Source organism: Streptomyces sp. NPDC050433, assembly GCF_044458565.1.
In the GTDB taxonomy this organism is placed as follows: Bacteria; Actinomycetota; Actinomycetes; order Streptomycetales; family Streptomycetaceae; genus Streptomyces.
In genome coordinates this window covers 108,975-132,408 of record NZ_JBITIB010000024.1, presented here as the reverse complement: position 1 = coordinate 132,408, position 23,434 = coordinate 108,975, and the positions used below count along the sequence as shown (strand labels likewise).

The 23,434-nt window shown below is 70.4% G+C and carries 20 protein-coding genes and 2 pseudogenes; 4 read left to right on the top strand and 18 right to left on the bottom strand.

Annotated elements, in window-relative coordinates:
• Positions 1 to 187: 187 nt before the first annotated feature.
• Positions 188 to 1,126 carry an HNH endonuclease gene (locus ACIBLA_RS27155; protein WP_399200141.1) on the top strand — a complete coding sequence of 313 codons (939 nt, stop codon included), beginning with the start codon at positions 188 to 190 and terminating at the stop codon, positions 1,124 to 1,126.
• Between the two features lie 816 nt (positions 1,127 to 1,942).
• On the opposite strand, the pseudogene ACIBLA_RS27150 reads toward ACIBLA_RS27155, so the two are convergent.
• The 4 genes and pseudogenes from ACIBLA_RS27150 to ACIBLA_RS27135 all read right to left on the bottom strand — a co-directional run.
• Positions 1,943 to 2,056 (bottom strand): annotated as a pseudogene (locus ACIBLA_RS27150) (IS630 family transposase); the annotation flags it as partial.
• Position 2,057: 1 nt separating this feature from the next.
• A pseudogene (locus tag ACIBLA_RS27145) lies at positions 2,058 to 2,344 on the bottom strand (helix-turn-helix domain-containing protein); the annotation flags it as partial.
• A gap of 515 nt (positions 2,345 to 2,859) precedes the next feature.
• Positions 2,860 to 3,042 (bottom strand): hypothetical protein, encoded by a 183-nt coding sequence (locus ACIBLA_RS27140; RefSeq protein ID WP_399200140.1) that lies wholly within the window; start codon positions 3,040 to 3,042, stop codon positions 2,860 to 2,862.
• Positions 3,043 to 3,724: 682 nt separating this feature from the next.
• Complete coding sequence (locus ACIBLA_RS27135) at positions 3,725 to 5,008, bottom strand: geranylgeranyl reductase family protein (protein ID WP_399200139.1); 1,284 nt, start codon at positions 5,006 to 5,008, stop codon at positions 3,725 to 3,727.
• Positions 5,009 to 5,152: 144 nt separating this feature from the next.
• Here ACIBLA_RS27135 and ACIBLA_RS27130 point away from each other — a divergent pair, with 144 nt between their 5' ends.
• Positions 5,153 to 5,668, top strand: a complete 516-nt coding sequence (locus tag ACIBLA_RS27130; protein ID WP_363245939.1) for a GNAT family N-acetyltransferase — start codon at positions 5,153 to 5,155, stop codon at positions 5,666 to 5,668.
• A gap of 6 nt (positions 5,669 to 5,674) precedes the next feature.
• Here the strand turns inward: ACIBLA_RS27130 and ACIBLA_RS27125 are convergent, their stop codons facing one another.
• The 5 genes from ACIBLA_RS27125 to ACIBLA_RS27105 form a co-directional block, all read right to left on the bottom strand.
• Positions 5,675 to 6,376, bottom strand: a complete 702-nt coding sequence (locus tag ACIBLA_RS27125) for a demethylmenaquinone methyltransferase (protein ID WP_399200138.1) — start codon at positions 6,374 to 6,376, stop codon at positions 5,675 to 5,677.
• 105 nt (positions 6,377 to 6,481) lie between these two features.
• Positions 6,482 to 7,150, bottom strand: a complete 669-nt coding sequence (locus ACIBLA_RS27120) for an imidazolonepropionase-like domain-containing protein (RefSeq protein WP_363245914.1) — start codon at positions 7,148 to 7,150, stop codon at positions 6,482 to 6,484.
• 4 nt (positions 7,151 to 7,154) lie between these two features.
• A complete protein-coding gene (gene mqnC / locus ACIBLA_RS27115) occupies positions 7,155 to 8,354 on the bottom strand; it encodes a cyclic dehypoxanthinyl futalosine synthase (RefSeq protein WP_399200137.1) in 1,200 nt (399 codons plus the stop codon).
• A gap of 92 nt (positions 8,355 to 8,446) precedes the next feature.
• Entirely contained in the window at positions 8,447 to 10,174 is a 1,728-nt protein-coding gene (locus ACIBLA_RS27110; RefSeq protein WP_399200136.1) for a serine/threonine-protein kinase, read from the bottom strand.
• A 42-nt stretch (positions 10,175 to 10,216) separates the two neighbouring features.
• The gene (locus ACIBLA_RS27105) at positions 10,217 to 11,110 is read right to left on the bottom strand and encodes a menaquinone biosynthetic enzyme MqnA/MqnD family protein (RefSeq protein WP_399200135.1); all 894 of its coding nucleotides are present in this window, start codon (positions 11,108 to 11,110) and stop codon (positions 10,217 to 10,219) included.
• 319 nt (positions 11,111 to 11,429) lie between these two features.
• Between ACIBLA_RS27105 and ACIBLA_RS27100 the strand changes: the two genes are divergently transcribed.
• On the top strand, positions 11,430 to 11,633 hold the full coding sequence (locus ACIBLA_RS27100) for a cold-shock protein (protein WP_017948713.1): 204 nt from the start codon (positions 11,430 to 11,432) through the stop codon (positions 11,631 to 11,633).
• A 121-nt stretch (positions 11,634 to 11,754) separates the two neighbouring features.
• On the opposite strand, the gene ACIBLA_RS27095 is transcribed toward ACIBLA_RS27100, so the two are convergent.
• From ACIBLA_RS27095 to ACIBLA_RS27070, 6 genes are read right to left on the bottom strand one after another with little or no spacing between them, the layout of a single operon-like run.
• Entirely contained in the window at positions 11,755 to 12,561 is an 807-nt protein-coding gene (locus tag ACIBLA_RS27095) for an ABC transporter ATP-binding protein (protein ID WP_399200134.1), read from the bottom strand.
• Positions 12,558 to 13,532 carry an ABC transporter ATP-binding protein gene (locus tag ACIBLA_RS27090; protein ID WP_363245910.1) on the bottom strand — a complete coding sequence of 325 codons (975 nt, stop codon included), beginning with the start codon at positions 13,530 to 13,532 and terminating at the stop codon, positions 12,558 to 12,560. The genes ACIBLA_RS27095 and ACIBLA_RS27090 overlap by 4 nt, the downstream gene beginning before the upstream one ends.
• Positions 13,533 to 13,536: 4 nt before the next feature.
• Positions 13,537 to 14,382, bottom strand: a complete 846-nt coding sequence (locus ACIBLA_RS27085; RefSeq protein WP_363245909.1) for an ABC transporter permease — start codon at positions 14,380 to 14,382, stop codon at positions 13,537 to 13,539.
• A complete protein-coding gene (locus ACIBLA_RS27080) occupies positions 14,379 to 15,326 on the bottom strand; it encodes an ABC transporter permease (protein ID WP_399200132.1) in 948 nt (315 codons plus the stop codon). The genes ACIBLA_RS27085 and ACIBLA_RS27080 overlap by 4 nt, the downstream gene beginning before the upstream one ends.
• A 5-nt stretch (positions 15,327 to 15,331) precedes the next feature.
• On the bottom strand, positions 15,332 to 17,008 hold the full coding sequence (locus ACIBLA_RS27075) for an ABC transporter substrate-binding protein (RefSeq protein WP_399200131.1): 1,677 nt from the start codon (positions 17,006 to 17,008) through the stop codon (positions 15,332 to 15,334).
• Positions 17,005 to 18,255, bottom strand: coding sequence for a C45 family autoproteolytic acyltransferase/hydolase (locus tag ACIBLA_RS27070; protein WP_399200130.1), 1,251 nt, complete (start codon positions 18,253 to 18,255; stop codon positions 17,005 to 17,007). Before ACIBLA_RS27070 ends, ACIBLA_RS27075 begins: the two co-directional genes overlap by 4 nt.
• A gap of 119 nt (positions 18,256 to 18,374) precedes the next feature.
• Between ACIBLA_RS27070 and ACIBLA_RS27065 the strand changes: the two genes are divergently transcribed.
• On the top strand, positions 18,375 to 19,289 hold the full coding sequence (locus tag ACIBLA_RS27065; RefSeq protein ID WP_399200129.1) for a MurR/RpiR family transcriptional regulator: 915 nt from the start codon (positions 18,375 to 18,377) through the stop codon (positions 19,287 to 19,289).
• Positions 19,290 to 19,304: 15 nt separating this feature from the next.
• Here ACIBLA_RS27065 and ACIBLA_RS27060 read toward each other — a convergent pair whose 3' ends face one another.
• The 3 genes from ACIBLA_RS27060 to ACIBLA_RS27050 form a co-directional block, all read right to left on the bottom strand.
• Positions 19,305 to 21,230, bottom strand: coding sequence for an AMP-dependent synthetase/ligase (locus tag ACIBLA_RS27060; protein ID WP_399200128.1), 1,926 nt, complete (start codon positions 21,228 to 21,230; stop codon positions 19,305 to 19,307).
• A 96-nt stretch (positions 21,231 to 21,326) separates the two neighbouring features.
• Positions 21,327 to 21,965, bottom strand: a complete 639-nt coding sequence (locus ACIBLA_RS27055; RefSeq protein ID WP_363245903.1) for a TetR/AcrR family transcriptional regulator — start codon at positions 21,963 to 21,965, stop codon at positions 21,327 to 21,329.
• Positions 21,966 to 22,271: 306 nt separating this feature from the next.
• Positions 22,272 to 23,411, bottom strand: a complete 1,140-nt coding sequence (locus ACIBLA_RS27050) for a beta family protein (RefSeq protein ID WP_399200127.1) — start codon at positions 23,409 to 23,411, stop codon at positions 22,272 to 22,274.
• Between the last annotated feature and the right edge of the window lie 23 nt (positions 23,412 to 23,434).

Sequence of the window (23,434 nt, the reverse complement as noted above, 5' to 3'; positions counted from 1 at the left end):
CGTTGCGAGGGTGTCCAGGTCTGTCTTCACACACTGACCATGGGCGCCCTCGCGCCATGTCCGCAGGCGAACCCTTGGACTCATTCATCTAGCCGCCACCTGCCTCGTTGGTGGCAGATGGAGTGCAACACCATGTGTCTGTAGCAACATGGTTGACGGCCCTGCCGCCTGCCAGGGAGAAGATATCGTGGCTGACAAACGTCTTGAGCATCTGTTCATGCAGCGCCGAAGTGCCAGAGCAGGCATCATGCTCAACATCAATCTGGGCAACGCCAAGGCCGCCGCGCGCATGCGTCGACGCATGGTCAGAGTCGACTGGGAGATTGCGCAGCTACTTCATAAGAGGGAGGCTGACAAGAAGGCGGCCGAGGCAAAGTCCGGCAAATCCGCGTCAGTGCAGCACGGCTCAGGGCGCGTGGCCCCGTCGAAGGCGGAGGAGCCGCCAAAGATTGACTGGCCCATCCCCCTGACACCGGCAACGCCCCACAAGCCTGAACCGGCAGAAGTTCTCCGGCGCACGACAGCAGCCGATGCCCAGAACAAGCCGCAAGCGCCCCTACCAACACCAGGACAGGTACAGCACGTGGAGGCACCTCAGTGCCCCGTATGCCACCTGCCGCTGCTGGAAGTCGGCCGCAGTCGGCACCAGAAGTGCGAACGTTTCCGTACACAGCCCAATGGAGCCCTGGCTGACGAGACACCAGCAGCCTTGGCCATGCCTTCGGACGAAGACTCAGCCGCAACCGCGTATCGCACCCTCGTCCGGAAAGTGGAGCGACGCGAGGCGGACACCTACGGCCGCCGCCGTGAACGGGTCAGCGGTGACCCGGTCCGTCTCCAAGACGCTCGCCGAGCCGTGCTGATGCGTTCCCAGGGCCGCTGCGAGAACCCTGCTTGTGGTGGCCAGCCAGGCGACCTCACCGACGACGGTCAGGCGATTCTGGAGGTCGACCACGTGGAGCGTATCGCCGAGGGCGGCCGTGACCACCCAGCTCAGATGGTCGCCCTGTGCCCCAACTGCCACGCGATGAAGGAACGCGGTGCGGGCCGCGCCGCACTACGCTCCAATCTGATGGATGTCGCCAGGCGTAGGCACAACTTGTGGCACACCGGACTTGCTGAATGAAAGCATTCTGGCAGAGCAGCTCTCCCGCGGGCTACCGTCCGCCGAGAACATGGTGAGTGCGCCAGCTCATGGTTCCGGATTGGCCACTACGGCAAGGTTTCCGGCCGCGACTGCTGACCACACGTAACCGCACCCTCAGGGGTCCGCCTCGGCGGGCCCCTTTCCCTGTGCCCCATACAGCCCGAAGGATCACGCATATCTGAACCCAACCCGAAGCCGCCCCCGGCCTCTACGCCCTGGCCCCACCCACGCCGACCTCTCCCTCGATGCCAGCCCCCGCGCCCACGGTCGAGCCGGCATCCGAGCAGCGTGCTACCGAGGCCGCGCAGCACGCGCAGGCCGAGCTCGACGAGCTGGTTTCCGCCCGCTGATCACGCTGCCAGCGGGCGCACCACGACCGCACTCGCCGTCGCCCCCCCATACCGCGCCGGGGCTGCCCGTGCCCGCAAGTACGGAGGTGAGTTGCGAATGAGTCCGCAGCGCGCCCACGTCGTCCGGCACGGTAGGCCGTAACCGCCGTCATGCGCGAGGCCGCCGCGCGCGGTCTGTTGCTCGGCGCCGAGCACACCCTCACCGCCTCAATGCAACGCGCGCCGGTCGCCGAGGGCACTCTCGAACGATCCGGCGCCGCATCGGTGGACAAGCAGCAGCTCACCGTCTCCTACGACACCCCGTATGCCGTGCGCGTCCATGGGGACCTGAACGCGCGGCACACCTGGGGCCACAGCGCGCAGCGAAGTACCTCGAATCGGTGCTGCCCCAAGTCAGCCGCGAGGTACAGGCGTTGATTGCCGCGCAGGTCCGACACACGATCCTCTAGTGTCCTGAGTCGGTAATTCGTGGGCAGTATGTGGCCAGCGAGTCGAGGATCTGGTCGGCGGTCTTCGTCCAGACGAACGGTTTGAGATCTTCGTTCCACGAGTCGATCCAGCACCAGCTCGCCCGGGCGCTCGCGCTCGTAGCAGCGGATCACCCGGCCGGTGGCCCGTCCAGGTGCGTGAGCCGGGCCAGGCCAAAGCGGATCAAAAGTGCACCGTGGCCGGGTTCAGCCGCAGCAGGCCCGCGATGCGGGCCGGTCCCCACCGGCGCAGCACTCGGGCCTTGATGATCCGGCGTGCAGTGCGGGTCGAGGTCCGGCGCGGGCGGGTGCGGGCGGCTGGAGCGGTCGGCCATGCCCGCCTCGCCCAGCGATCGGTAGCGGCCGGCCCACCGCTGGGCGACACAGCGCCGCCCACCGTCCGGACCAGCCCCCGGAGCCCCGGTACGCGTCCGAAGCCCTCCCCCGCACGTCCAGAACCGCTGCCGCACCCTTCGCGGTGAAGACATCAGCCTTGTACGCTCCTACGTGACCGCACCGCCCAGTAAGCGCGCCGAAAACCCCGAGCGCATCGCACGCAGAACGACGCTGGGCACTCGACATGGCAACGCGCGGTATCGACGTAGGCCCGACCACGATTCACGGCGTGCACATCAACCCTGGAAGTCGAACTCTTCGCATGGCGCTCGCCTGATGATCGTCAGCAGACTTCCGCCCACCGACCCCCCGCCAGGCGGCACCGTTGACCACCTCCCGCACGGGCGGCGACCGGCGTCACAGTGAAGGCGAAATCAACAGCCGACTCGACGTCATCAGCCTTCGCATCCATCCCGGTCGGAGACACCCACGGCCTCGGCACCGCTTCGTAGCGGCGCCGAGGCCGAAGCCTTGCCCCCAGGCCCCCCTGACCTGCATCTCACATCATTCGGGAGATGACCCACTCTCCGCCGACGGTGATGATCAAGCCGCCGGCCGCATAGGCGGCACCAAGGGCCGCTCGCCGCAGCAGAACGTTCACGAAACGGCGCCAGGATCGATGCGGTTCGAGGGCGTCGCCCGACCGGTGCGGTTCGAGGGCGTCGCCCGTAGGATGGGACATGTGTCCTCCATCATGCGTGGATACGTGGCCCCGCCTAACCCTCCTCAGCCGACGAAGCGATGGGGTTCGGCGGGGCTCCGACGTTCACAGCCTACTCGCGCGATCCGGCCCCAGATCCGGCCCCGATCCTGAGATTCGAAGGCCGAGGAGTCGCCTCACATGTCAATGTCTGCCACTGTCCGCCATTCGCCCACGCGATTCGAAGGTCTGCAAGTGGCGCGTCGCCATCTGATCCAAACCGGCGAGGCCGATTGGCGCACGAATCAAAGGAGGCAGTCCTCGAGGGGTGAACGTGGGCCACAGGAGGTACGGCATGGTCACACCGCATGAACGTGACACAGTTCACATCTTTAACTTCACGCAGTTATTGAGAGACCCACGGTTCCCGCGAGGGGCTCAGGGGTGACGCTTCGAACCCGCCCCGCGACGCAGAGCAGTTCGCCGAACGCCTCGACCGCGTTGCCGAACGCTCCCTCAGCCGCTGAACCGCCCTACCGCTCCGCCCGCCACGCTTCCACAGCTCGGCGGGCGGTTGCATGTCCGCCAGAGCCCTGCTCGCATTGGCGCACGGGGCAGTCGACGATTCTTGACGCATAGGACACTCATCTACAGCACAACGACCTTGCGCCGTAGATGACCCGTAGCCGAGGTCGGCAACGTGCCAGCCCCCGCGCTTGAATGATCACGAACTCGGCGCGACCTTGCTCAGCCCGTTGATGACGCGGTCCATGGCGTCACCGCCCGACGGGTCGGTCAGGTTCGCCAGCATCTTCAGCGTGAACTTCATCAGCAGCGGGTGCGTCAGCCCCCGCTCCGTCGCGATCTTCATGACCTTCGGGTTGCCGATCAGCTTCACGAAGGCGCGGCCCAGCGTGTAGTAGCCGCCGTAGGTGTCCTTGAGGACCTGCGGATAGCGCTGGAGGGCCATCTCGCGCTGCCCCGGCGTCTGCCGGGACTGCGCCTGCACGATGACGTCCGCGGCGATCTGGCCGGACTCCATGGCGTACGCGATGCCCTCGCCGTTGAACGGGTTCACCAGCCCGCCCGCGTCACCGACCAGCACCAGGCCCTTGGTGTAGTGCGGCTTGCGGTTGAACGCCATCGGCAGCGCGGCGCCGCGGATCGGCATGGTCATGTTGTCCGGCGTGTAGCCCCAGTCCTCCGGCATCGACGCGCACCACGCCTTGAGCACCTCGCGCCAGTCCAGCTCCTTGAACGCGGACGACGAATTGAGAATGCCCAGGCCGACGTTGGAGGTGCCGTCGCCCATGCCGAAGATCCAGCCGTAGCCGGGCAGCAGCCGGTCCTGCGGACCACGCCGGTCCCACAGCTCCAGCCAGGACTCCAGATAGTCGTCGTCGTGCCGGGGCGAGGTGAAGTACGTACGGACGGCGACGCCCATCGGCCGGTCCTCGCGCCGGTGCAGCCCCATCGCGAGCGACAGCCGCGTGGAGTTGCCGTCGGCGGCGACGACGAGCGGGGCGTGGAAGGTGACGGGCGTCTTCTCCTCGCCCAGCTTGGCGTTGACACCGGTGATACGCCCGGTGCGCGGGTCGATGATCGGCGCACCGACGTTGCAGCGCTCATGCAGCCGCGCCCCGGCCTTCTGCGCCTGCCGGGCCAGTTGCTCGTCGAAGTCGTCCCGCTTGCGTACGAGTCCGTAGTCCGGGTAGCTGGCCAGGTCGGGCCAGTCGAGCTGGAGCCGTACACCGCCGCCGATGATCCGCAGGCCCTTGTTGCGGAGCCAGCCGGCCTCTTCGGAGATGTCGATGCCCATCCCCACCAACTGCTTGGTGGCGCGCGGGGTGAGCCCGTCACCGCACACCTTCTCGCGCGGGAACGCGGTCTTCTCCAGCAGCAGGACGTCCAGGCCCGACCTGGCGAGGTGGTACGCCGTGGTGGAGCCGGCCGGGCCGGCCCCGACGACGATCACGTCCGCGGTGTGTTCGGAGAGGGGCTCGGTCACAGCGGGATCTCCCGAAGACTCGTGGGACTCGGCTGGCGGGTCCCATCGTGGCGTACCGACGACGGTGGACAGTTCGGCACTGGACAGGTGCAGTCTAGGGGGGCGTATTGATCGACGAGTTGAAGGGCTGCCCCCGTGAACGACATCACCCGACCGGTCCCCGTCGTGCGGCTGCGTGTTCCGACCGAGGAGGACGCGGGAAACTGGCACCGGGTCTTCGACGATCCGGACGTCATGGAGTTCCACGGCGGACCGGCGCCGCTCGCCGAGTACGAGGAGTTCACCGCCCGGCAGCGCGGGCACGCCGCCGAGCGCGGCTTCTGCCTCTGGACGATGCTCGACGAGAACGACGAGGTCATCGGCTTCACCGGCGCGCAGCCGTGGCCGCACACGTCGTTCGGGCCGGTCGGTGAGATCGAGATCGGGTGGCGCCTCGGGCGCGCGTACTGGGGCAAGGGGTATGTGACGGCCGCCGCGCACACGACGCTGGAGCGGGTACGGGCGGCGGGCGTCCCCACCGTCGTGGCGATGGTCGACGCCCGCAACGACCGCTCGGTCGCCGTGGCCCGGCGGCTCGGGATGGAGTTGGAGGAGACGTTCATGACGCCGGTGGGGAAGCGGAAGGCGTACCGCTTCCGGCTCAGGCTTGAGCGGGCTTGACGCCGCTCAGGCTTCGGCCGCCTTGACGCCCCGGTGCAGTGCCACGATCCCGCCGGTCAGATTCCGCCACGCGACCTTCGACCAGCCGGCCTTCTGGAGCAGACCGGCGAGCGCGGGCTGGTCGGGCCAGGCGCGGATGGATTCGGCGAGGTAGACGTACGCGTCCGGGTTGGAGGACACGGTGCGCGCCGCCGGCGGGAGCGCGCGCATCAGGTACTCCGTGTAGACGGTCCTGAAGGGGGCCCATGTCGGCTGGGAGAACTCGCAGATCACGACCTGCCCGCCGGGCTTGGTCACCCGGTACAGCTCACGCAGCGCGGCGTCCGTGTCATGGACGTTGCGCAGGCCGAAGGAGATCGTGACGGAGTCGAAGACGCCGTCCCGGAAGGGCAGCTTCGTCGCGTCGCCCGCGGTCTGCGGCAGCCAGGGGTGGCGCTTCTTGCCCTCGCGGAGCATGCCGAGCGAGAAGTCGCACGGCACGACGTAGGCGCCGGTGGCGGCGAAGGGCATCGAGGAGGTGGCGGTGCCCGCGGCGAGGTCGAGGATCTTCTGCGCGGGCCGGGCGTTCACCGCCCGCGCGACCTCCTTGCGCCAGAGCCGCGCCTGGCCCATGGAGAGCACGTCGTTGGTGAGGTCGTACTTCGCCGCCACGTCGTCGAACATCGAGGCGACTTCGTGCGGCTGCTTGTCCAGGGAGGCGCGGGTCACTGGCGTTCCGCCTGACTTGTCTCGGTTATCTCTGTGCCGTCCACCGCGGTCCACCGCGGTACGCCGGCCATTCTCGCAGGCGGTCCACGACGCGGCGCGCCTGCCTCACGCCCGCCGGTGGACGAGCCGGCCGCCGAGGACGGTCGCGACGCAGCTGACCGCGCCCGCCCGCGCCAGCGCGGCGTACGGATCGCCGTCGGCCGGGCCGTCGACGGCGAAGACGGCGAAGTCGGCCTGGCGGCCCGCGAAGTCCAGCGTCGGCGGCACGAAGGCCTCCTCGACCGGCCGCCCGCCCGCGAGGGGGTCCAGCGTCGGCGGGCCGGGCGGATCGCCGAACCGCTCCCGCCTGCACAGCGACGAGCGCGCCACCGCGTCCGCCACCGCCTCACGCCGCAGGGGCCCGGCGACCGCGACGGTCCCGTGCGCCAGGAGCCGCCGCACTCCGCGCCGCGCGCTCGCGCCCCACCGGGTCTCCGTCATCTCCAGCGCGGCGAGCGCGGCGCCGGTGAGCGGTTCGGTCCCCAGCTCGTCGGCCTCGCGCGGGTCGGGGTGGTAGGCCCGCTCCAGCAGTTCGGGGCCGTACGGATTGCACAGACCCGGTGTGAGGACGCCCGGCCACTGTCTGACCCGGGCGGCGGGGTGCGCGGCGGCCAGTTCCTCGTACGGGCCGACGGCCCCGATCGCGTCCCCCGCGACCAGGACGGCGCCGCCGGGCAGGGGCGCGCGCCCGGCACCGGGCAGCAGCAGGTCCGCCCGGTGAATCGTCAGTGGCATCCGCTCAGTTGGCGTTGAGCAGCTTGAGCTCGGGGTGCGCCGTGCCGCCCTCGATCGCCGTGGAGGAGATGTGCGAGACGACGCGCTCGTCGACCGGGTCGTCCGCCGGGTCGTCGTGCACGACGATGTGCTCGTACGTCGTGGTGCGCTGCGCCGGCACCCGGCCCGACTTGCGGATCAGGTCGATGATCTCCATCCGGTTGGAGCGGTGTTTGGCGCCCGCCGACGAGACGACGTTCTCCTCCAGCATGATCGAGCCGAGGTCGTCCGCCCCGTAGTGCAGGGAGAGTTGGCCGGCCTCCTTGCCCGTGGTCAGCCAGGAGCCCTGGATGTGGGCGACGTTGTCGAGGAAGAGACGGGCGATGGCGATCATCCGCAGGTACTCGAAGATCGTCGCCTGCGTCTGCCCCTTCAGCTTGTTGTTCTCCGGCTGGTAGGTGTACGGGATGAAGGCCCGGAAGCCGCCCGTCCGGTCCTGGACGTCGCGGATCATCCGCAGATGCTCGATCCGCTCCGCGTTCGTCTCGCCGGTGCCCATGAGCATCGTGGACGTCGACTCGACTCCGAGACCGTGCGCGGTCTCCATGATCTCCAGCCACCGCTCGCCGGACTCCTTGAGCGGCGCGATCGCCGTACGCGGCCGGGCCGGCAGCAGTTCGGCGCCGGCGCCCGCGAACGAGTCGAGGCCCGCCGCGTGGATCCGGCTGATCGCCTCCTCCACGGAGACGTCCGAGAGACGGGCCATGTGCTCGACCTCGGACGCGCCGAGGGAGTGGATGACCAGCTGCGGGAACGCGGCCTTGATGGCGCCGAAGTGCTTCTCGTAGTACTCCACACCGAAGTCGGGGTGGTGGCCGCCCTGGAACATGATCTGGGTGCCGCCGAGTTCGACGGTCTCCGCGCAGCGGCGCAGGATGTCGTCGAGGTCGCGGGTCCAGCCCTTGTCGGAGTCCTTGGGGGCCGCGTAGAAGGCGCAGAACTTGCACGCCGTCACGCAGACGTTCGTGTAGTTGATGTTCCGCTCGATGATGTACGTGGCGATGTGCTCCGTACCGGCGTACCGGCGGCGGCGCGCCCGGTCGGCGGCCGAGCCGAGCGCGTGGAGGGGGGCCGAACGGTAGAGGTCCAGCGCCTCTTCGGGGGTGATCCGGCCACCCTCGGCAGCGCGGTCGAGGACAGACTGCTGGTCGGCCTTCTCGGTCACCGGGGCGTCACCTTTCGGCGGTGTATCAGTGGATCTACGGACCGATCCAGCGTACGCCAGGGGTCACGGCCGACCGGCTGCGCCTCCGCCGGCTACCGCTTCTTCAGGGTCCCGGTCGGGTTGCCCGCCGCCTCCTCCTTCGAGACGAACCGCAGATCACCGCCGTCGGTGAGCGTGAAGGTCAGCGCGGCCGCCTCCGTGGACGTGCACATCCCCGCCTTGCCGGGCCGGTCGGGATCGGTCGACTCCTCGATCCGGATCTCCTTCGGGGTGGCCGACACGAGCGTGCCCACGCCGTAGCACTTGGCCTCCACGCCGAGGACCGAGAGGGCGCTGGTCGAGCGGAGCACCTTGTCGCCCTTCTCGCCCTCGGTGATCTCCACGGTGTAGTCGCCGTGCGGCAGCCCGCTGCGCTCGGTCGTCGGACCGCTCCAGGTGCCGACGAACTCCTTGGGCACGGCCGGGTGAGCGCCGGTGGGGTTGTCGGGCGTGGCCGCCGTGCTGGGGCTGCCGCCCGCCGGACCCTGGTCGGCCGAGTCGGAGGACTTGTTGTCCGAGAACTGGTCCACGAGCAGCGTCCCGCCCAGCGTGACGGCGGCCAGCGCTCCCGCCACGGCGAGGGCGACGGTGCAGCTCACCCTGCGGCGGCGGGGGCCGGCGCGGCCGGCGGTGAGGGAGAGGGACATCCGGGGGTCGGCGGTGTCCTGGGTGCGGGGGTCGGGCGTACGGGATGGTGCGGGCGGGCCGGTCGGGTGCGCCTGGGCGTCCGGGTACGTCGGCGCCCCGAACTCACCGAGCGGCTGCGCGGCCCCGAACGAACCGGCCGTCGGCGGGGGCGTGTCGGGCTGCGGGGGCGTGGGCCAGTGCACGGGCTGTACGGGCTGCGCCTCCTGTCCGGGGGCGGGCTGTACGGGCTGCGCCGCCTCCAGGTCCAGGAGTTGTACGGCCGCCCGGCTGACCTCCCGTACCAGCGGGTCGGGCAGCCAGCCCGCGTCCACCAGGGCGGCGGCCCCGCCGGGCGCGGGCGCGAGCCGGGCGGCGACCTCCGCCGGGGTGGGGCGCGCGGCCGGGTCCTTGGCCAGACAGTGCGCGACCAGGTCCTTCATCTCGCCGTCCAGCGCGCCCAGTTCGGGCTCCTCGTGGACGACCTTGTAGAGCAGGGCCGCGGACGAGTCGCCGGGGAAGGGGCTGACTCCGGCGGTGGCGTACGCGAGGACCGCGCCCAGCGAGAAGACGTCGGCCGCGCCCGTGACGCCCTTGCCGAGTATCTGCTCGGGTGCCATGTAGCCGGGCGAGCCGACGGAGACGCCGGTGGAGGTGAGCGAGGCGGTGCCGTCCGTGGCGCGCGCTATGCCGAAGTCGATGAGCCGGGGCCCGTCGAGGGCGAGCAGGACGTTCGACGGTTTGACGTCGCGGTGGACGAGGCCCAGTTCGTGGACGGCGCCCAGCGCCTCGGCGAGCCCTGCTCCCAGTGCCCGTACCGCCTCCGGCGGCAGCGGGCCGTAGGTGGCGACCGCCTGCGTCAGTGAGGGGCCCGCCACATAGCCGGTGGCGACCCACGGGGTGGCGGCCTCCGGGTCGGCGTCGAGCACCGGGGCCGTCCAGGCGCCGCCGACCCGGCGGGCCGCCGCCACCTCGCGGCGGAAGCGGGCCCGGAACTCCTCGTCCAGCGCGAAATGCGGATGGATGACCTTCACGGCGACCGTACGGCCACCCTCCGACCTGGCCAGATAGACCCGGCCCATACCGCCGGCACCGAGTCTGCCCAGCAGCCGGTACGCGCCGATGGTGCGAGGCCCGTCCGCGTCGAGCGGCTGCATACCCGTCCCCTCCCCGTTCCCGTCCTTGCCGCTCCCACCTTCTCAGGAAGGAAGCAACTCGACGTGTGGGTCCGCGGGATAGCCGGTCGTCGGTCCGGTGCGCCGGGCGAACTCCCGTACGCCCGCGAGCTGGTCGGCCCCGAAGCGGAAGTCGAGGGTCGTGAAGTACCGCTCCAGCAGCTCCGCGTCGAAGGTCTCCCAGCGCGCCGCCTGCTCGGCGACCTTGGTGACCTCCTCCAGCGACACGTCGCGGGAGGCGAGGAACGCCTCGTGCACCAGACGCACCGTCTCGGGCTCGCGCGCCAGGTAGTCCTTGCGTGCCGCCCACACCGCGAAGACGAACGGCAGGCCCGTCCAGTCCTTCCACATCTGCCCGAGGTCGTGGACCTGGAGCCCGAGGCGCGGAGCGTCGTGCAGCGAGGCGCGCAGGGCGGCGTCGCCGATGAGCACGGCCGCGTCCGCCTCCTGCATCATCACTCCGAGGTCGGGCGGGCACGTGTAGTAGTCGGGCGTGACCTTGTACTGCTCGGCGAGCAGGAGTTGCGCGAGGCGTACGGCGGTCCGTGAGGTCGATCCGAGGGCCACCCGCGCCCCGTCCAGCTCGTCGAGCGGCACCTGCGAAACGATCAGGCAGGACATGACGGGGCCGTCGCAGCCGACCGCGAGATCGGGGAATGCGACGAGGTCCTCGGCATTGCGGAGGAATTCGACGACGGTGACGGGGCCGATATCGAGATCTCCGCGCACGAGGCGCTCACTGAGCTTCTCCGGGGTGTCCTTCGTCAGCTCAAGATCGAAGAGGGCGCCTGTTCTGCCGAGGCCCCAGTAAAGGGGGAGGCAGTTCAGGAACTGGATGTGACCGACGCGCGGCCGGACGCGGGGGTGATCACTGCCGTCCGCCGCGGGGCCTGCTGTGCTGTCAGAAGAGCTGTCCACACCGCGAGGCTAGTCCTGTGGGGCGCGTGGGGCGGGGCGGGGGTGCCGAGTGGGGGTCCCGGGCGCGTCTCCTTCGCACGTCAGGACACCCGCCACGCCCGCCGTCCGGGGCCTACTTCAAACGTTGGGGTGAGGTGATCTTTGGGTGATCTTTCCCCCTACCGCTGCCCGTGAGCACCGTGCTAGGCTCGCCGCAAGTTGCAGTTTGGTTTCCCTTGCAGTACAGAGCCTGCGGAGCATGTGACCCGCAGGCTTTTGTAGTTTTCAGACTTGTTTGCAGGTTCTGGAGCAGGGCAACCCTTTGGCCCAAGGAGGGCTTATGGCTACCGGAACCGTCAAGTGGTTCAACGCTGAAAAGGGCTTCGGCTTCATCGCCCAGGACGGCGGCGGCCCGGATGTCTTCGTCCACTACTCCGCGATCAACGCGACCGGATTCCGCTCCCTTGAGGAGAACCAGGTCGTGAACTTCGACGTCACCCAGGGCCCGAAGGGCCCGCAGGCGGAGAACGTAACCCCGGCCTAGTCGCCAGGGCGGCCTGGTTGCCCGGGCCGGAAGATCGCGCACGGAAAAACAAGCAGTATCAAGGAGCCCTGTCCCCACCTGTCCAGTGCGGGGAGCAGGGCTCCTGCCTTTCTTCTACGGTCTACGAGGCCCCCACCGCCGCCGGGTCCCAGCCCGGCCTGGGCACGGACGCCAGCAGGCGCCGGGTGTACGGATGGGTCGGCGCCGCCAACACCCCGTCCGTCGGGCCCTGTTCGACCACCGTGCCGCGCCGCATCACCAGCACCTCGTCCGTGATGTGCCGCACCACGGCCAGGTCGTGGCTCACGAAGACCAGCGCCACACCGGTGTCCCGGCGGATCTCGCCGAGCAGTTGGAGGATCTGCGCCTGGATGGACACGTCCAGCGCGGCCACCGCCTCGTCGAGCACCAGCACCTTCGGGTCGACGGCCAGTGCCCGCGCGATCGCGAGCCGCTGCCGCTGACCGCCGGACATCCCGTGCGGACGGGCCCCGGCCTCGCGGGCGCCGAGCCCCACACGGTCGAGCAGCCCGTCGGCCAGTGAGTCGCCGCGACCGTGCAACCGCAGTGCGGTGGTGAGACATTGACGGGACGTCAGCCGGGGATCGAGCGAGACGTACGGGTCCTGGAAGACCATCTGGATCTCCCTGGCCCTGGCCAGCCGGGCCGACCTGCCTCGGGGTGTGCGGGTCTCGCGGACGCGGCCCGCGACCCGTACGGTGCCGGCGTCGGGCCGTACGAGACCCACCAGCATCCGCGCGACGGTCGTCTTGCCCGAGCCCGACTCCCCCACGATGCCCAGCGAGCCGCCCGCGGGGACGGTGAAGCCCACCGCGTCGGCCGCGGTGAGCCGGCCGCCGCCGGGCATCGGGTACTCCTTGCGCAGCCCCTGCACGGCCAGGGCGTGCCCGTCTTGGAGGTCCTTCATCGCACGCTTCCTTCCGTGACGGGCAGCCTGCGGCAGGCCGCCGTACCGCCGCTGTCCAGCGCGACCGGCTCCGGGCGCCAGGTCTCGCACGCGGCCTCCGCCAGCGGGCAGCGCGAGGCGAATTCGCAGCCGGTGAAGGCGTCGGCGAGCGAGGGTGGCCGGCCGGGGATGGGGCGGATCTCGCGTATCTCCGTCTCCAGCGTCGGCGAGCAGTCGAGCAGCCCTCGCGTGTACGGGTGCCGGGGCCGGGCGAACAGTTCGCCGGCGGACCCCTCCTCGACGACCCGGCCCGCGTACATGACGTACACGCGATCGCAGTAGGCGGCGGCCAGTTGGAGGTCGTGCGTGATGAACAGCATCCCCGGCGGCTGCCCGTCGCCGATGCTCCGCACCGACCGCAGCAGCGCCAGGATCTCCGCCTGCGTCGTGACGTCCAGCGCGCTGGTCGCCTCGTCGGCGAGCAGCAGGCGCGGTTCGGTGGCGAGCGCGCCCGCGATGACGACGCGCTGGAGCATGCCGCCGGACAGTTCGTGCGGGCGCTGCCGTATCCGCCGTTCCGGCTCGGACAGGCCGACGGCGCCGAGGAGTTCGACCGCGCGGGCGCGGGCGGTGCGCGGGTCGGTGCCGGCGCCCCGGAGCCGTTCGGTCAGGAAGTCGCCGACGCGGCGCACCGGGTTGAGGGCCGAGCGCGGGTCCTGGTGGACCATCGCGACCGTACGGGAGCGGTGGGCGCGCAGGGCGTCGCCGCTGAGGGCCAGTACGTCCGTGCCGTCGACGCTGATCCGGCCGGTGGCCGTGGCGTCGCCCGGCAGCAGGCGCAGCGCCGCGTTGGCGGTGGTGGACTTTCCGGAGCCCGACTCGCCGACCAGGCCCACGACTTCGCCGCTCGCCACCCGCAGGGTGACGTCGGTGAGCACGGGCCGGGCTGCGCCGGGGAGTTGGACGGTGAGTCGGTCGATGTCGAGGAGCATGCGGTTACCTCCCGCTGCCGAGTCGGTCGGCGGCCCGCACCCCGACGACGTTGAAGGACACCACGACGAGGGCAATGGCCACGCCCGGCACGAGCGCCGGGAGCAACGCGCCCTGGACGACGGCGGCCTGGCCCTCCTGGACCATCAACCCCCAGTCGGAGCTGGGGGGCTGGGCCCCGAAGCCGAGGTAGGACAGGGTCGCCAGGGACATCAGGGCCTCGCCGAAGAGCACGACGAGATAGCCCACGATGGAGCGCCCCAGGTTGGGCACGAGGTGCAGCGCGCAGATCCGCGCGCCGCCCATGCCCTGGACCCGGTAGGAGTCGATGTACGGCTTGCGGCGCTCGGCGAGCGCCACGGACCGGGTGTATTTGGCGACGGTGGGCGTGTAGGCGAGGCCCAGTGCCACTACGGACGTGGTCATCCCGGCGCCGAAGACCGCGATGATCAGGACGGTGAACAGCAGTCCGGGGAACGCGTACATGACGTCCGTGATCCGCGAGACGAGCGTGTCCACCCAGCCGCCGCGCCAGGCGGCGAGCGTGCCGAGGGTGACGCCGAGCAGCGCCGCGAGGCCCAGCAGCAGGACCGGCGCGATCAGGCTCGTACGCGCCCCGTACAGCACCCGCGAGAGCAGGTCCTGGCCCGAGGAGTCGGTGCCGAGCGGATGGTCGCCCGAGGTGCCGACCAGTGACGCGGAAAGGTCGATGGCGTCGGGGGCGTACGGCGCGATGAGCGGTGCCAGGACGGCGGCCAGGACGACGAGGACGAGGAACCCGCCTGCGACGCGGACGCTCAGGGAGTGGCGGGGCCGGGGCCCGCCGACGGGGGTGAGGGTCAGCGCCGTCATGCCGCACGCTCCTTCACTCGCGGGTCGAGCAGCGGATGGAGGAGGTCGACGAGGGTGGTGACCACGATGTAGCCGGTGACCATCACCAGCAGGACCGCCTGGGCGACCGGGAAGTCGTGGGTGTTGATGGCGCCGACGAGCAGCGAGCCGATGCCGCTGATGCCGAAGGCCGTCTCCACCACGACGGTGCCGGCGAGCATGCCCGCCATGACGAGCCCGCACATGGTGACGATGGGGCCGAGCGCGTTGCGCAGCACATGTCTGCGCACGATGTCGCGTTCGGGCAGGCCCGAGGCGCGCGCCACCTCCACGTGGTCGGCGGCGCCCGCGTCGACCATCGCCTGCCGGGTGACCCGGCTGATCAGCGCGAGGGCGCCGAGTGCCAGGGAGACGGCGGGCAGGGTCAGATGGTGCAGTCTGCCGGAGAGGCCCTCGCCGCCGCCGGTGACGGGGAACCAGCCGAGCTGGACGCCGAACAGCGCGACGAGCGCGATGGCGGAGACGAAGGACGGGACGGACGCGGCCAGCGTCGTACCGCCGACGACCGTCGAGTCGACCCATGTGCCGCGCCGGACGGCGGCGAGCACACCGGCGCCGACGCCGATGACGACGAACAGGACGGTCGCGTACGCCACCAGCCAGAGCGTGGTGGGGAGCCGGGCGGCCAGCAGGTCGGACACCTGGTCGCTGTACTTGAAGGAGCGGCCGAGGTCGAGATGGACGCCGTCCCAGAGCCAGCGGCCGTACTGCACGGCGAGCGGTTCGTCCAAGTTGTACTGCCGGCGGACCAGTTCGAGCTTCTCCGGGGTCAGCTTGTCCCGGCCGCCGGCCAGGAAGACGGCCGGGTCGCCGGGTGCCGCGTACACGGCCGCGAAGATCACGAACGAGGCGGCGAAGAGAGTGGCGAGGAGGCCCGCGAGGCGCCTGGAAATCCGGGCGAGCATGGCGGTCAGCCCTTCCCGATGCCGGTGCCGGAGGCGCTGTCGGCGCTCTTGGTGCCCAGCTGGGCGGCCCACGGGTAGTACAGGTACGCCATGGAGGCGGGCGGCCCGGTCAGCTTGTCGTTCAGCACCAGCACGGACGGCACCTGGGCGACCGAGATCCAGACGGCCGCGTCGGTGAACGCGCGCTGGACGTCGACCACGAGCTTCGCGCGCTCGGCGTCGTCGAGGGTGCCGAGGGCCTTCTTGACCTGGGCGTCGTACGCGGCGTCCTTGAAGCCGACCCAGTTGTTGGAGGAGTCGGAGAGCCCGTTGTCGTAGAAGCCGATCGGGTCGGACTTGGAGATGTACCAGTCACCGACGAGCAGGTCGATCTCGGAGCGGACCTGCGGGTCGCTGTAGAACTGCTCGAACTGCGCCGTGGGCACGGTCTTGATCTGCCCCTTGAGCCCGATCCGCTGGAGCGCGGAGCGGGTCGCGTTGGCGACGACCGTCCGTCCCTGGCTGGCGTCGGTGCCGATGACGATCGGCTCGGCCTTGTTCACGCCCGACTCCTCGACCAGCTTCTTCGCGCGGGTCAGATCGTCGGCGGACGGGCTGTCGGGAGCGTTCGTGATCTCCTTCTGCGCGGCTTCGAAGGCGGGCTTCTCGTACCCCCAGGCCCCGGCGCCGACGGGTGTCGCCCACGGCTCGACGAGGCCGCCGTAACCGGACTTGGCGATGCCGTCGCGGTCGAGGGCGAGCGACAGCGCCTGGCGGACGGCCTCGTTCTTCAGTCCGCCGCGCTCGGTCGGGATGAGGACGAGGGAGGCGGTGGAGGGGCCGTAGTGCTGGTCGATGCCCTTCCTGCCGCGCAGGGCGGATGCTGTGTTGGGCGATTCGGTGTACGCGCCGTCGGCGGCGCCGGTCGTCACGGCGTTGACGAGGGCGCTGTCCGAGGCCCAGCGGAAGACGACCTTCTCGGTGAGCGCCTTCTCGCCCCAGTACTCGTCGTAGCTGTGGATGATGATCGAGTCGCCGGAGCTCCAGCTCGCGAGTTCGTACGGCCCCGAGCAGGCGTCCGGCTGGCCGGGTGTGCCGAAGTCCTCGCCGGACTTCTCCACCTGCTCCTGGTTCCAGACGAGGCCGGCGTCGCCGGCGAGCGCCTTGGTGAAGAGGGCGTCGGGCTGCTTGAAGGTGACGGTGATCTCGCGGTCGCCGGTCTTCTTCATGGCCGCGACGTTGGTGAACTCGTCGCTCTGCTCCATGTCCGGGTCGGCGTGCCGCTTCAGGCTGTAGAGGACGTCGTCGGCGGTCATGTCCGTGCCGTCGTGGAAGGTGACGCCGTCGCGGACGGTGAGGACGAGCGTGCGGTCGTCGGGGGTCGCGGCCTTCTCGGCGAGCAGCGGCTTGACCGACATGTCCGGCTGGAGCTGGTAGAGCCGTTCGCAGACGTTGGTGAGGACGACGCGGCCCGCGCTGGTGCCCTGGGTGTCGAGGTCGAGGGAGTCGGGCTCGTCCTCCAGGAGCCAATTGGCCTGCGTGAGGCCGCCCTTCGCGGCGGGCGTGGTCGCCGACAGCTTGAGGGAGGCGGCGTCGGCGGTCTTGCCGTCGGTGCCGCTCTGGTCGGCGCCGCTACAGCCGGCGGCGGTCAGCAGGACCGCGACGGCCAGGGCGGCCGTGGCGGTGGTGCGGGTGCTTCTCATCGCTGGGCTCCTGTGGTGGACATCGCGGAGTGCGGGGCGTGGGCTTCGGTGCTCTCGTGAGCGGGGTCGTACGCGGGGTCGTACGGGCGGTCTCCATAGGGACCGTCGTACAGGTTCCAGGGCAGGTGCTGGTAGTCCCGGTCGCAGGGCGTACCAGCCGTGGCGTGGTAATCGCCGCTGGTCAGGTCCACACAGGAGGAGACGAGGGTGGTCCAGTGCCGGAGCGGCGGCTGCCTCGGGTCGGGGTGTGTGCAGAGCGATTCGGGCAGTCCGAGGTGGTCGGACATCGCCTGTTTGATCAGCTCGCGGGACTCGTCGGGCCCGGTGGAGCCGCGCAGTCGGCGCAGCCCTTCCTCGGCGCGCGGGACGCGGACGAGGGAGTCGGACGACATGGGGCGGTAGCCCGCGGCGAGTGCGGCGGGGACGCCCGCCTGGTAGTGGTTGCCGTGCACGAGCAGGCCGTCGGTGGGGTAGAGCCAGCCGTGCCCGGCGGGTGTGGTCTCCAGGTCGATGGCGAAGCCCTCGCGGCAGGTGAGCAGCGCGTTGCTGGCGATGTGGGCGCGGGTGCGGCAGAGCACGTCGAGAGCGTCGGTGATGGTGGGCTGGTCGAGCACGGCGCGGCGTACGACGGTCTGGAGCAGGCCCACCGTGTCGTCGAACCGGCCGCCGAGGCCGTTGGCGTTGAGCGCGATCCCGGCCGAGTTGGCGCCCTGGCGGCCGACCTGTCCGGCCTCCACCTGCATGATCAGGGTGGGTTTGGGCGGCTGGACGATCCGCAGCATGACGACGGTGTCGCCGACGCCCGCGCGCCAGTCCCAGTTCTGGCCCGCGTAGACGTGCCCGTCGCCGCTGGCGGCGCCGTACGCGGCGAAGGACGTGCAGCCGTCGGCGGGGTCCTCCTCGTCGGTCAGGGGGGCGCCGTTCTCGCTCATCGAGGCGAAGGACCTGTCGTAGATGACCTCGCCTCGGGCGTTGAGCGCGAGGACGTCGAGCAGGCTCACGCCCGCGCCGTCGGCGATGCCGCGCATCTCCTCCACGAGGTCGGGGGCGTAGGCCTCGACGGGGTCGAGCCAGCGCTCGGCACGTGCGGTGACGCGGTCCCAGGTGAGTCCGGCGGACTGGCCGAAGGCCTCCGTGTAGTAGCCGAGCGCGGCGTGCAGTTGGGGACGTACGGCCTCGCCGTACTGCCGGCCGCGCTCGCGCGGTGAGCCGGAGATCTCGATGACCGGAAGGGAGCGGGGTGCCATTGTTCTCCTCGCGACGGAACGCGAACCCGAAGTCCTGTAATGTCGATTTCAGGGATCGTTCCTCTTGGAATGCGTTGCCCAGGAGAGTAATGGCGGAAACAGGGAAGTCAATGGGTGTAATGGAAATTCCAGAGTCCGGACAGCCGGCCGGCCCTGAGTCCGGCGCGGGCGTGACCCGGCTGCGGGCCGTGGTGCGCGACCAGTGGGAGGAGCTGTCGGCGTCCGAGCGGGCCGTCGCGCAGTACCTGGCCAGCGCCCCGGTCGAGCAGCTGCTCTTCGCCGGGGCCCAGGAGCTGGGCGCGGCGAGCGGCACGAGCAACGCGACCGTCGTCCGGGCCCTCCAGCGCCTCGGGTACGCGGGGCTGCCCGCCCTCAAGCGCGAGCTGGCCGCCGACTTCACGGCGGCGGTCGCCCCCGAGGTGCGGCTCAAGCAGCGCATCGACCGTGTCGGCCGGGACCTGGACGCCATCTGGCGCGATGTCTTCGACGAGGCGCGGGAGCGCGTCGACCACGGCAGCCGCCTCACCGAACCGGACGCGCTGCGGCGCGCGGTGGCCGCGCTCGCCCCGGCGCGCGAGGTGTTCTGCTACGGCGTCGCGGCCTCCGAACTGGCGGCCAGGCATCTGGCGCTGGCGATGGGCCGGATCGGCCGCCGGGCCCGCTTCGTCGGCGAGACGGGCTTCGCGCTGGCCGACGCGCTGCTGGCGGTGGGGCAGGGGGACGCGATCGTGATCTTCCAGCCGGGGCGCGAACTCATAGAACTGACCGTGCTGGTGGAGCGGGCCAGGGCGGTCGGCGGCAAAGTCGTGCTGGTGACCGACGAGTTGGGCGAGACCTTCGCGAGCCGGGTGGAAGCGGTCCTCACCGCGCCGCACACACCGACCGGGATCACGGCGGAATCCCTGACGGGGCTGGTGGTGGCGGATGTCCTGCTGCTGGCGCTCACCACGCTGGACGAGACGCGCGCGGTCGAGTCGTCCCATCAACTGACGGCGCTGCGGGAGCAGTTGATGGCGCCCCGCCGGAGGGTGTGACCGCCGGGCGGACCGCTACCCGTACAACTCCTCGATCTCCGCCGCGAATTCCTCGACGACCGCCGCCCGCCGCACCTTGAGCGACGGCGTCAACTGCCCGCCCTCCTCCGTGAACGAGACGGGCAGCACCCGGAAGCGGCGGATCGACTCGGCCCTGGACACCAGCCGGTTGGCCTCGTCGACCGCCCGTCGCAGCCCGGCGAGCAGATCCTCGTCCGTGACCAGCTCCTCCCGTGTCAGATGCTCTTTCCGCTTCATCTGGCACCAGTGCGCGAGCCCGTCCGCCTCCAGGGTGATCAGGGCCGTGACGTACGGACGGTTGTCACCGAGCACCAGGCACTGGGCGATCAGCGGGTGGGCGCGCAGCCAGTCCTCCAGCGGGGCCGGGGCGACGTTCTTGCCGGCCGAGGTGATGATGATGTCCTTCTTGCGGCCGGTGATGGTGAGATAGCCGTCGTCGTCCAGCGCGCCCAGGTCGCCGGTCGCGAACCAGCCGTCGTTGAGGACCGGTACGGGCTCGGCACGCTCCCTGTCCCAGTAGCCGGCGAAGATCTGGCCGCCGCGCAGCAGCACCTCACCGTCGTCGGCGATCCGTACGGACGTGCCCGGCAGCGGCCAGCCGACCGTGCCCAGCCGGGGTTTGAGCGGCGGCGTCACGGTGGCGGCGGCGGTGGTCTCCGTCAGGCCGTACCCCTCGAAGATCGTGATTCCCGCGCCCGCGTAGAAGGCGGCCAGGGAACGCCCCAGCGGGGAGCCGCCGCAGATGGCCTGCACCACCTTGCCGCCGAGCGCGGCCCGTATCCGCCGGTAGACCAGCGGGTCGTAGAGCGCGCGGGCGGCTCGCAGGGGCAGCGCGGGGCCGGAGCCCGTACCGGCCGCGGCGGCCTCGACGGCCCGCCCGTACCGCCGCGCGATCGTCGCGGCGCGGTCGAAGGACGCGGCCCGGCCCATCTTCTCGGCGGTGGCGCGGCCGGTGTTGAAGACCTTCTCCAGGACGTACGGGATGGCCAGCAGGAAGGTCGGCCGGAAGCCCGCGAGATCGGCGATGAGGTCGGCCGTGCGCAGCGACGGCGCGTGCCCCAGCCGCACCCGCGCGCGCAGACAGCCCACCGCGACCATGCGCCCGAAGATGTGGGACAGCGGCAGGAAGAGCAGCGTGGAGGCGGGCTCCTTGCTCACCGACTTGAAGACGGGGTGCAGCAGTTCGATGCAGTTGTCCACCTCCGCGAAGAAGTTGGCGTGCGTGAGGACGCAGCCCTTGGGGCTTCCCGTGGTGCCGGAGGTGTAGACGAGCGTCGCGAGGGACGCGGGCGAGAGCGCGGCGCGGCGCGCGTCGAGTTCCGCGTCGGACACGTCGGCACCGGCCGCGCGCAGTGTGTCGACGGCGCCCGTGTCGAAGGTCCAGAGATGGGCGAGGTCCGGCAGGCGTGTGCGCTCACGGCTGATCAGCAGGGCCTGTGCCCCGTTCTCGACGACGCAGGCGACGGCGCCGGAGTCCTGGAGGATCCAGCGGGTCTGGAAGGCGGAGGAGGTGGGGTAGACGGGGACGGTGACCAGGCCGGCGGCCCAGGCCGCGAAGTCGAGAAGCGTCCACTCGTAGGTCGTACGGGCCATGATCGCGAGCCGGTCGCCGGGCCGCAGCCCTTCGGCGATCAGCCCCTTGGCGACGGCGCGGACATCGTCGGCGAAGGCGGCGGCGGTGACGTCCCGCCAGTGGCCGTCGGCGTGTTTACGGCTGAGGACGGCTTCGTCCGGGGCGTCCTGCGCGTTGTCGAAGGGGATGTCGGCGAGGGAGCCGTCGGGGACGGGCGGCACGAGGAGCGGTACGGAGACCTGGCGTACGACTCCGTCCACCCAGAGCTTCTCGGGCTCGACGTACGACAGCGCGGGCGACAACGCGGGCGGGGACGCCTGGGCGTCGGCGGGCACGTCTGCGGACACGCGCTGTTCCCTCATCTCTGCGCGGAGCGTGGGGCTCCGATCCGGCGAGTAAATCGGGAGCCGGTCGTGAAATCAAGACAGCCGTTCTCGCATCGCTCAGTCGCCCGCCGACCAGGCCGACCAGCGCTCGCCGTCCAGCAGCCTTCCCAGCCCCGTCCAGGCGAAGTTCATCAGCGTCGACGCCGCCTCCTTGGCCGAGACGTCCGGCGTCTCGTTCGCCCACCCGGCCAGCGCCTCGGCGGCGCCGACGAGTGCCTGCGCGATCCCGGCGACGTCCCGCTCACCCAGGTCCGCCAGATCGGGCGACGCGGGCTGCGCGCGGGCCGCGTCCCGGAAGAGGACCGTCACGAAGGAGACCAACTCCTCCCGCATCCTTCTCACTTCGGCGGCGAACGGCTCCCCGTGCGTACGGGCCTGCCGGTGCAGCACCGACCAGGCGTCCGGGTTCTCCGCGGTGTGCGTGAAGAACGCGGTGAGCCCGGCCCACAGTCGCTCGTCCGGCGCGAGCCCCGGCTCCACGACGCTCGCGCGTACGGCCATGAGGAGCGCGTCGGCCTCGCGCCGGATGCACGCGGTGAACAGCTCCTCCTTGGAGTTCAGATACAGATACACCAACGGCTTGGAGACTCCGGCCAGTTCGGCGATCTCGTCCATCGACGCCGCGCGGTAGCCGCGCTGTCCGAAGGTCGCCACGGCGGCGTCCATCATCTGCCGCTCACGCACCTCGCGCGGCATCCGCTTGCTCCTGCCCGCCCCTGCGGAACCCACCTGGCCGCCCTCCCACCCCACACGCGCCGAACCGCTGCAAGCCTACGGCCGGCGCCACGACGCGGCGGCGCCCCCGGCCGAGCTTCGTCGTTCCGCAGGACTGTCCAACTCGCGGTCAGCACCGCCAGCTTGGAAGAGGCTCAGTGGCGGAGGCGCGTGGACGTCTGCGGACCATTAGCGCATGTGAGAGCTACACCAGCCCAAGTCAGCGCCCCTACTCAAGTTGCTTCGGGACGAAGAGATCACGAACCTGAGGTCGCGGCTATCCAGGAGCTAGCGTGCCCCGGTCGCAAGCTCGGCAGTCACCATCGCCAGGTGGTGGGACGTCGCCCATGCTCGCCACTGCGTCCCGCCGCCTGCTTTCAGTCGCTGCCGGTTGGCGCACTCGTGTAGCCGAGCGTCCCCCCAGGATGTTCGCGGGCCAGTGGGGGGCCAGTGGGGCGAGGAGACGAGGTCCCGGCTCAGGGTGAAGAAGTCGTCGTTTCCCGGGCGTACACGCGGATAGACGTAAACCTGCCAGTTGTCTGGTGTCGTGTAGCGCATGTTCGGGTCCGGTGTCCCGCGGCTCTGAGTTGGCATGCGGGGATGTGTGACGCCGAAATCTCCGAAGTCTGGCGTCTGGCCATGCCGGTGGTAGGCAACCCGTTTCCAGAGCTCTAGATCCCGCCTGGCCACAGGCGTTGCCCGGCCGCGGGGGAAGCCGGTCAGGTTGGCAGGGAAGGCGCCGGCAGCTACACACTCGTGGCGCCATTTCCACTGCGACAGGAGATCGAGAAGCTTCAGGACGCGCTCTGCCAAGCCGCCCATTGCGGATCCAGGTTGGACGGGCCCTGCGTCGATGAGGAGGTCAACCTCTTCCGGGGCGAGGCGGAGTGTCTGGAGCGTTGCTCGGATCTGTTCTTCGTTCGGTGTAGCTTCACTTGGTCCTGTTGCCACTCGCAGGCAGGCACCGCGCTGATGAGACCTGCTGGCGTCCGCTGCTTCGTGCAGGACATCGTCCGTGTCGCTGGTGCGGACTACCGGGCACATGTCAACACCTCTGAGGCCTAGCGATTCACTCAGTCGCACGATGGGCCCTCCGCTGGCGCCTTCGAGGACCCTGATCGCAGGTAGGGCACCGCAGTCGACGGTCAACAACTCACCGGTTGGGATCGCATCCATCGCACGGTCGCTAAAGGTCTCAAGCTGATCCCTGACCAGCTCGGGATCAGGTACCAGCTCAAGGACCGGGCGTATGCGGGAGCGGACCTCTGGTGTTGCGTGCTCAAGTGCCTGAAGCTCGCCTGCCTTGGCTTTGAGTATCGGGACGTAAGCCACCGGCCACCCCCTAATGCCCTGTGCCGCGGCGAACCGACTTGCCTGATTCCTCTCCGACAGGATGACGAGTCGCCATGAACGCAGGTAGAGCGCCAAATGAGCCAACAGTCCCATCCAGA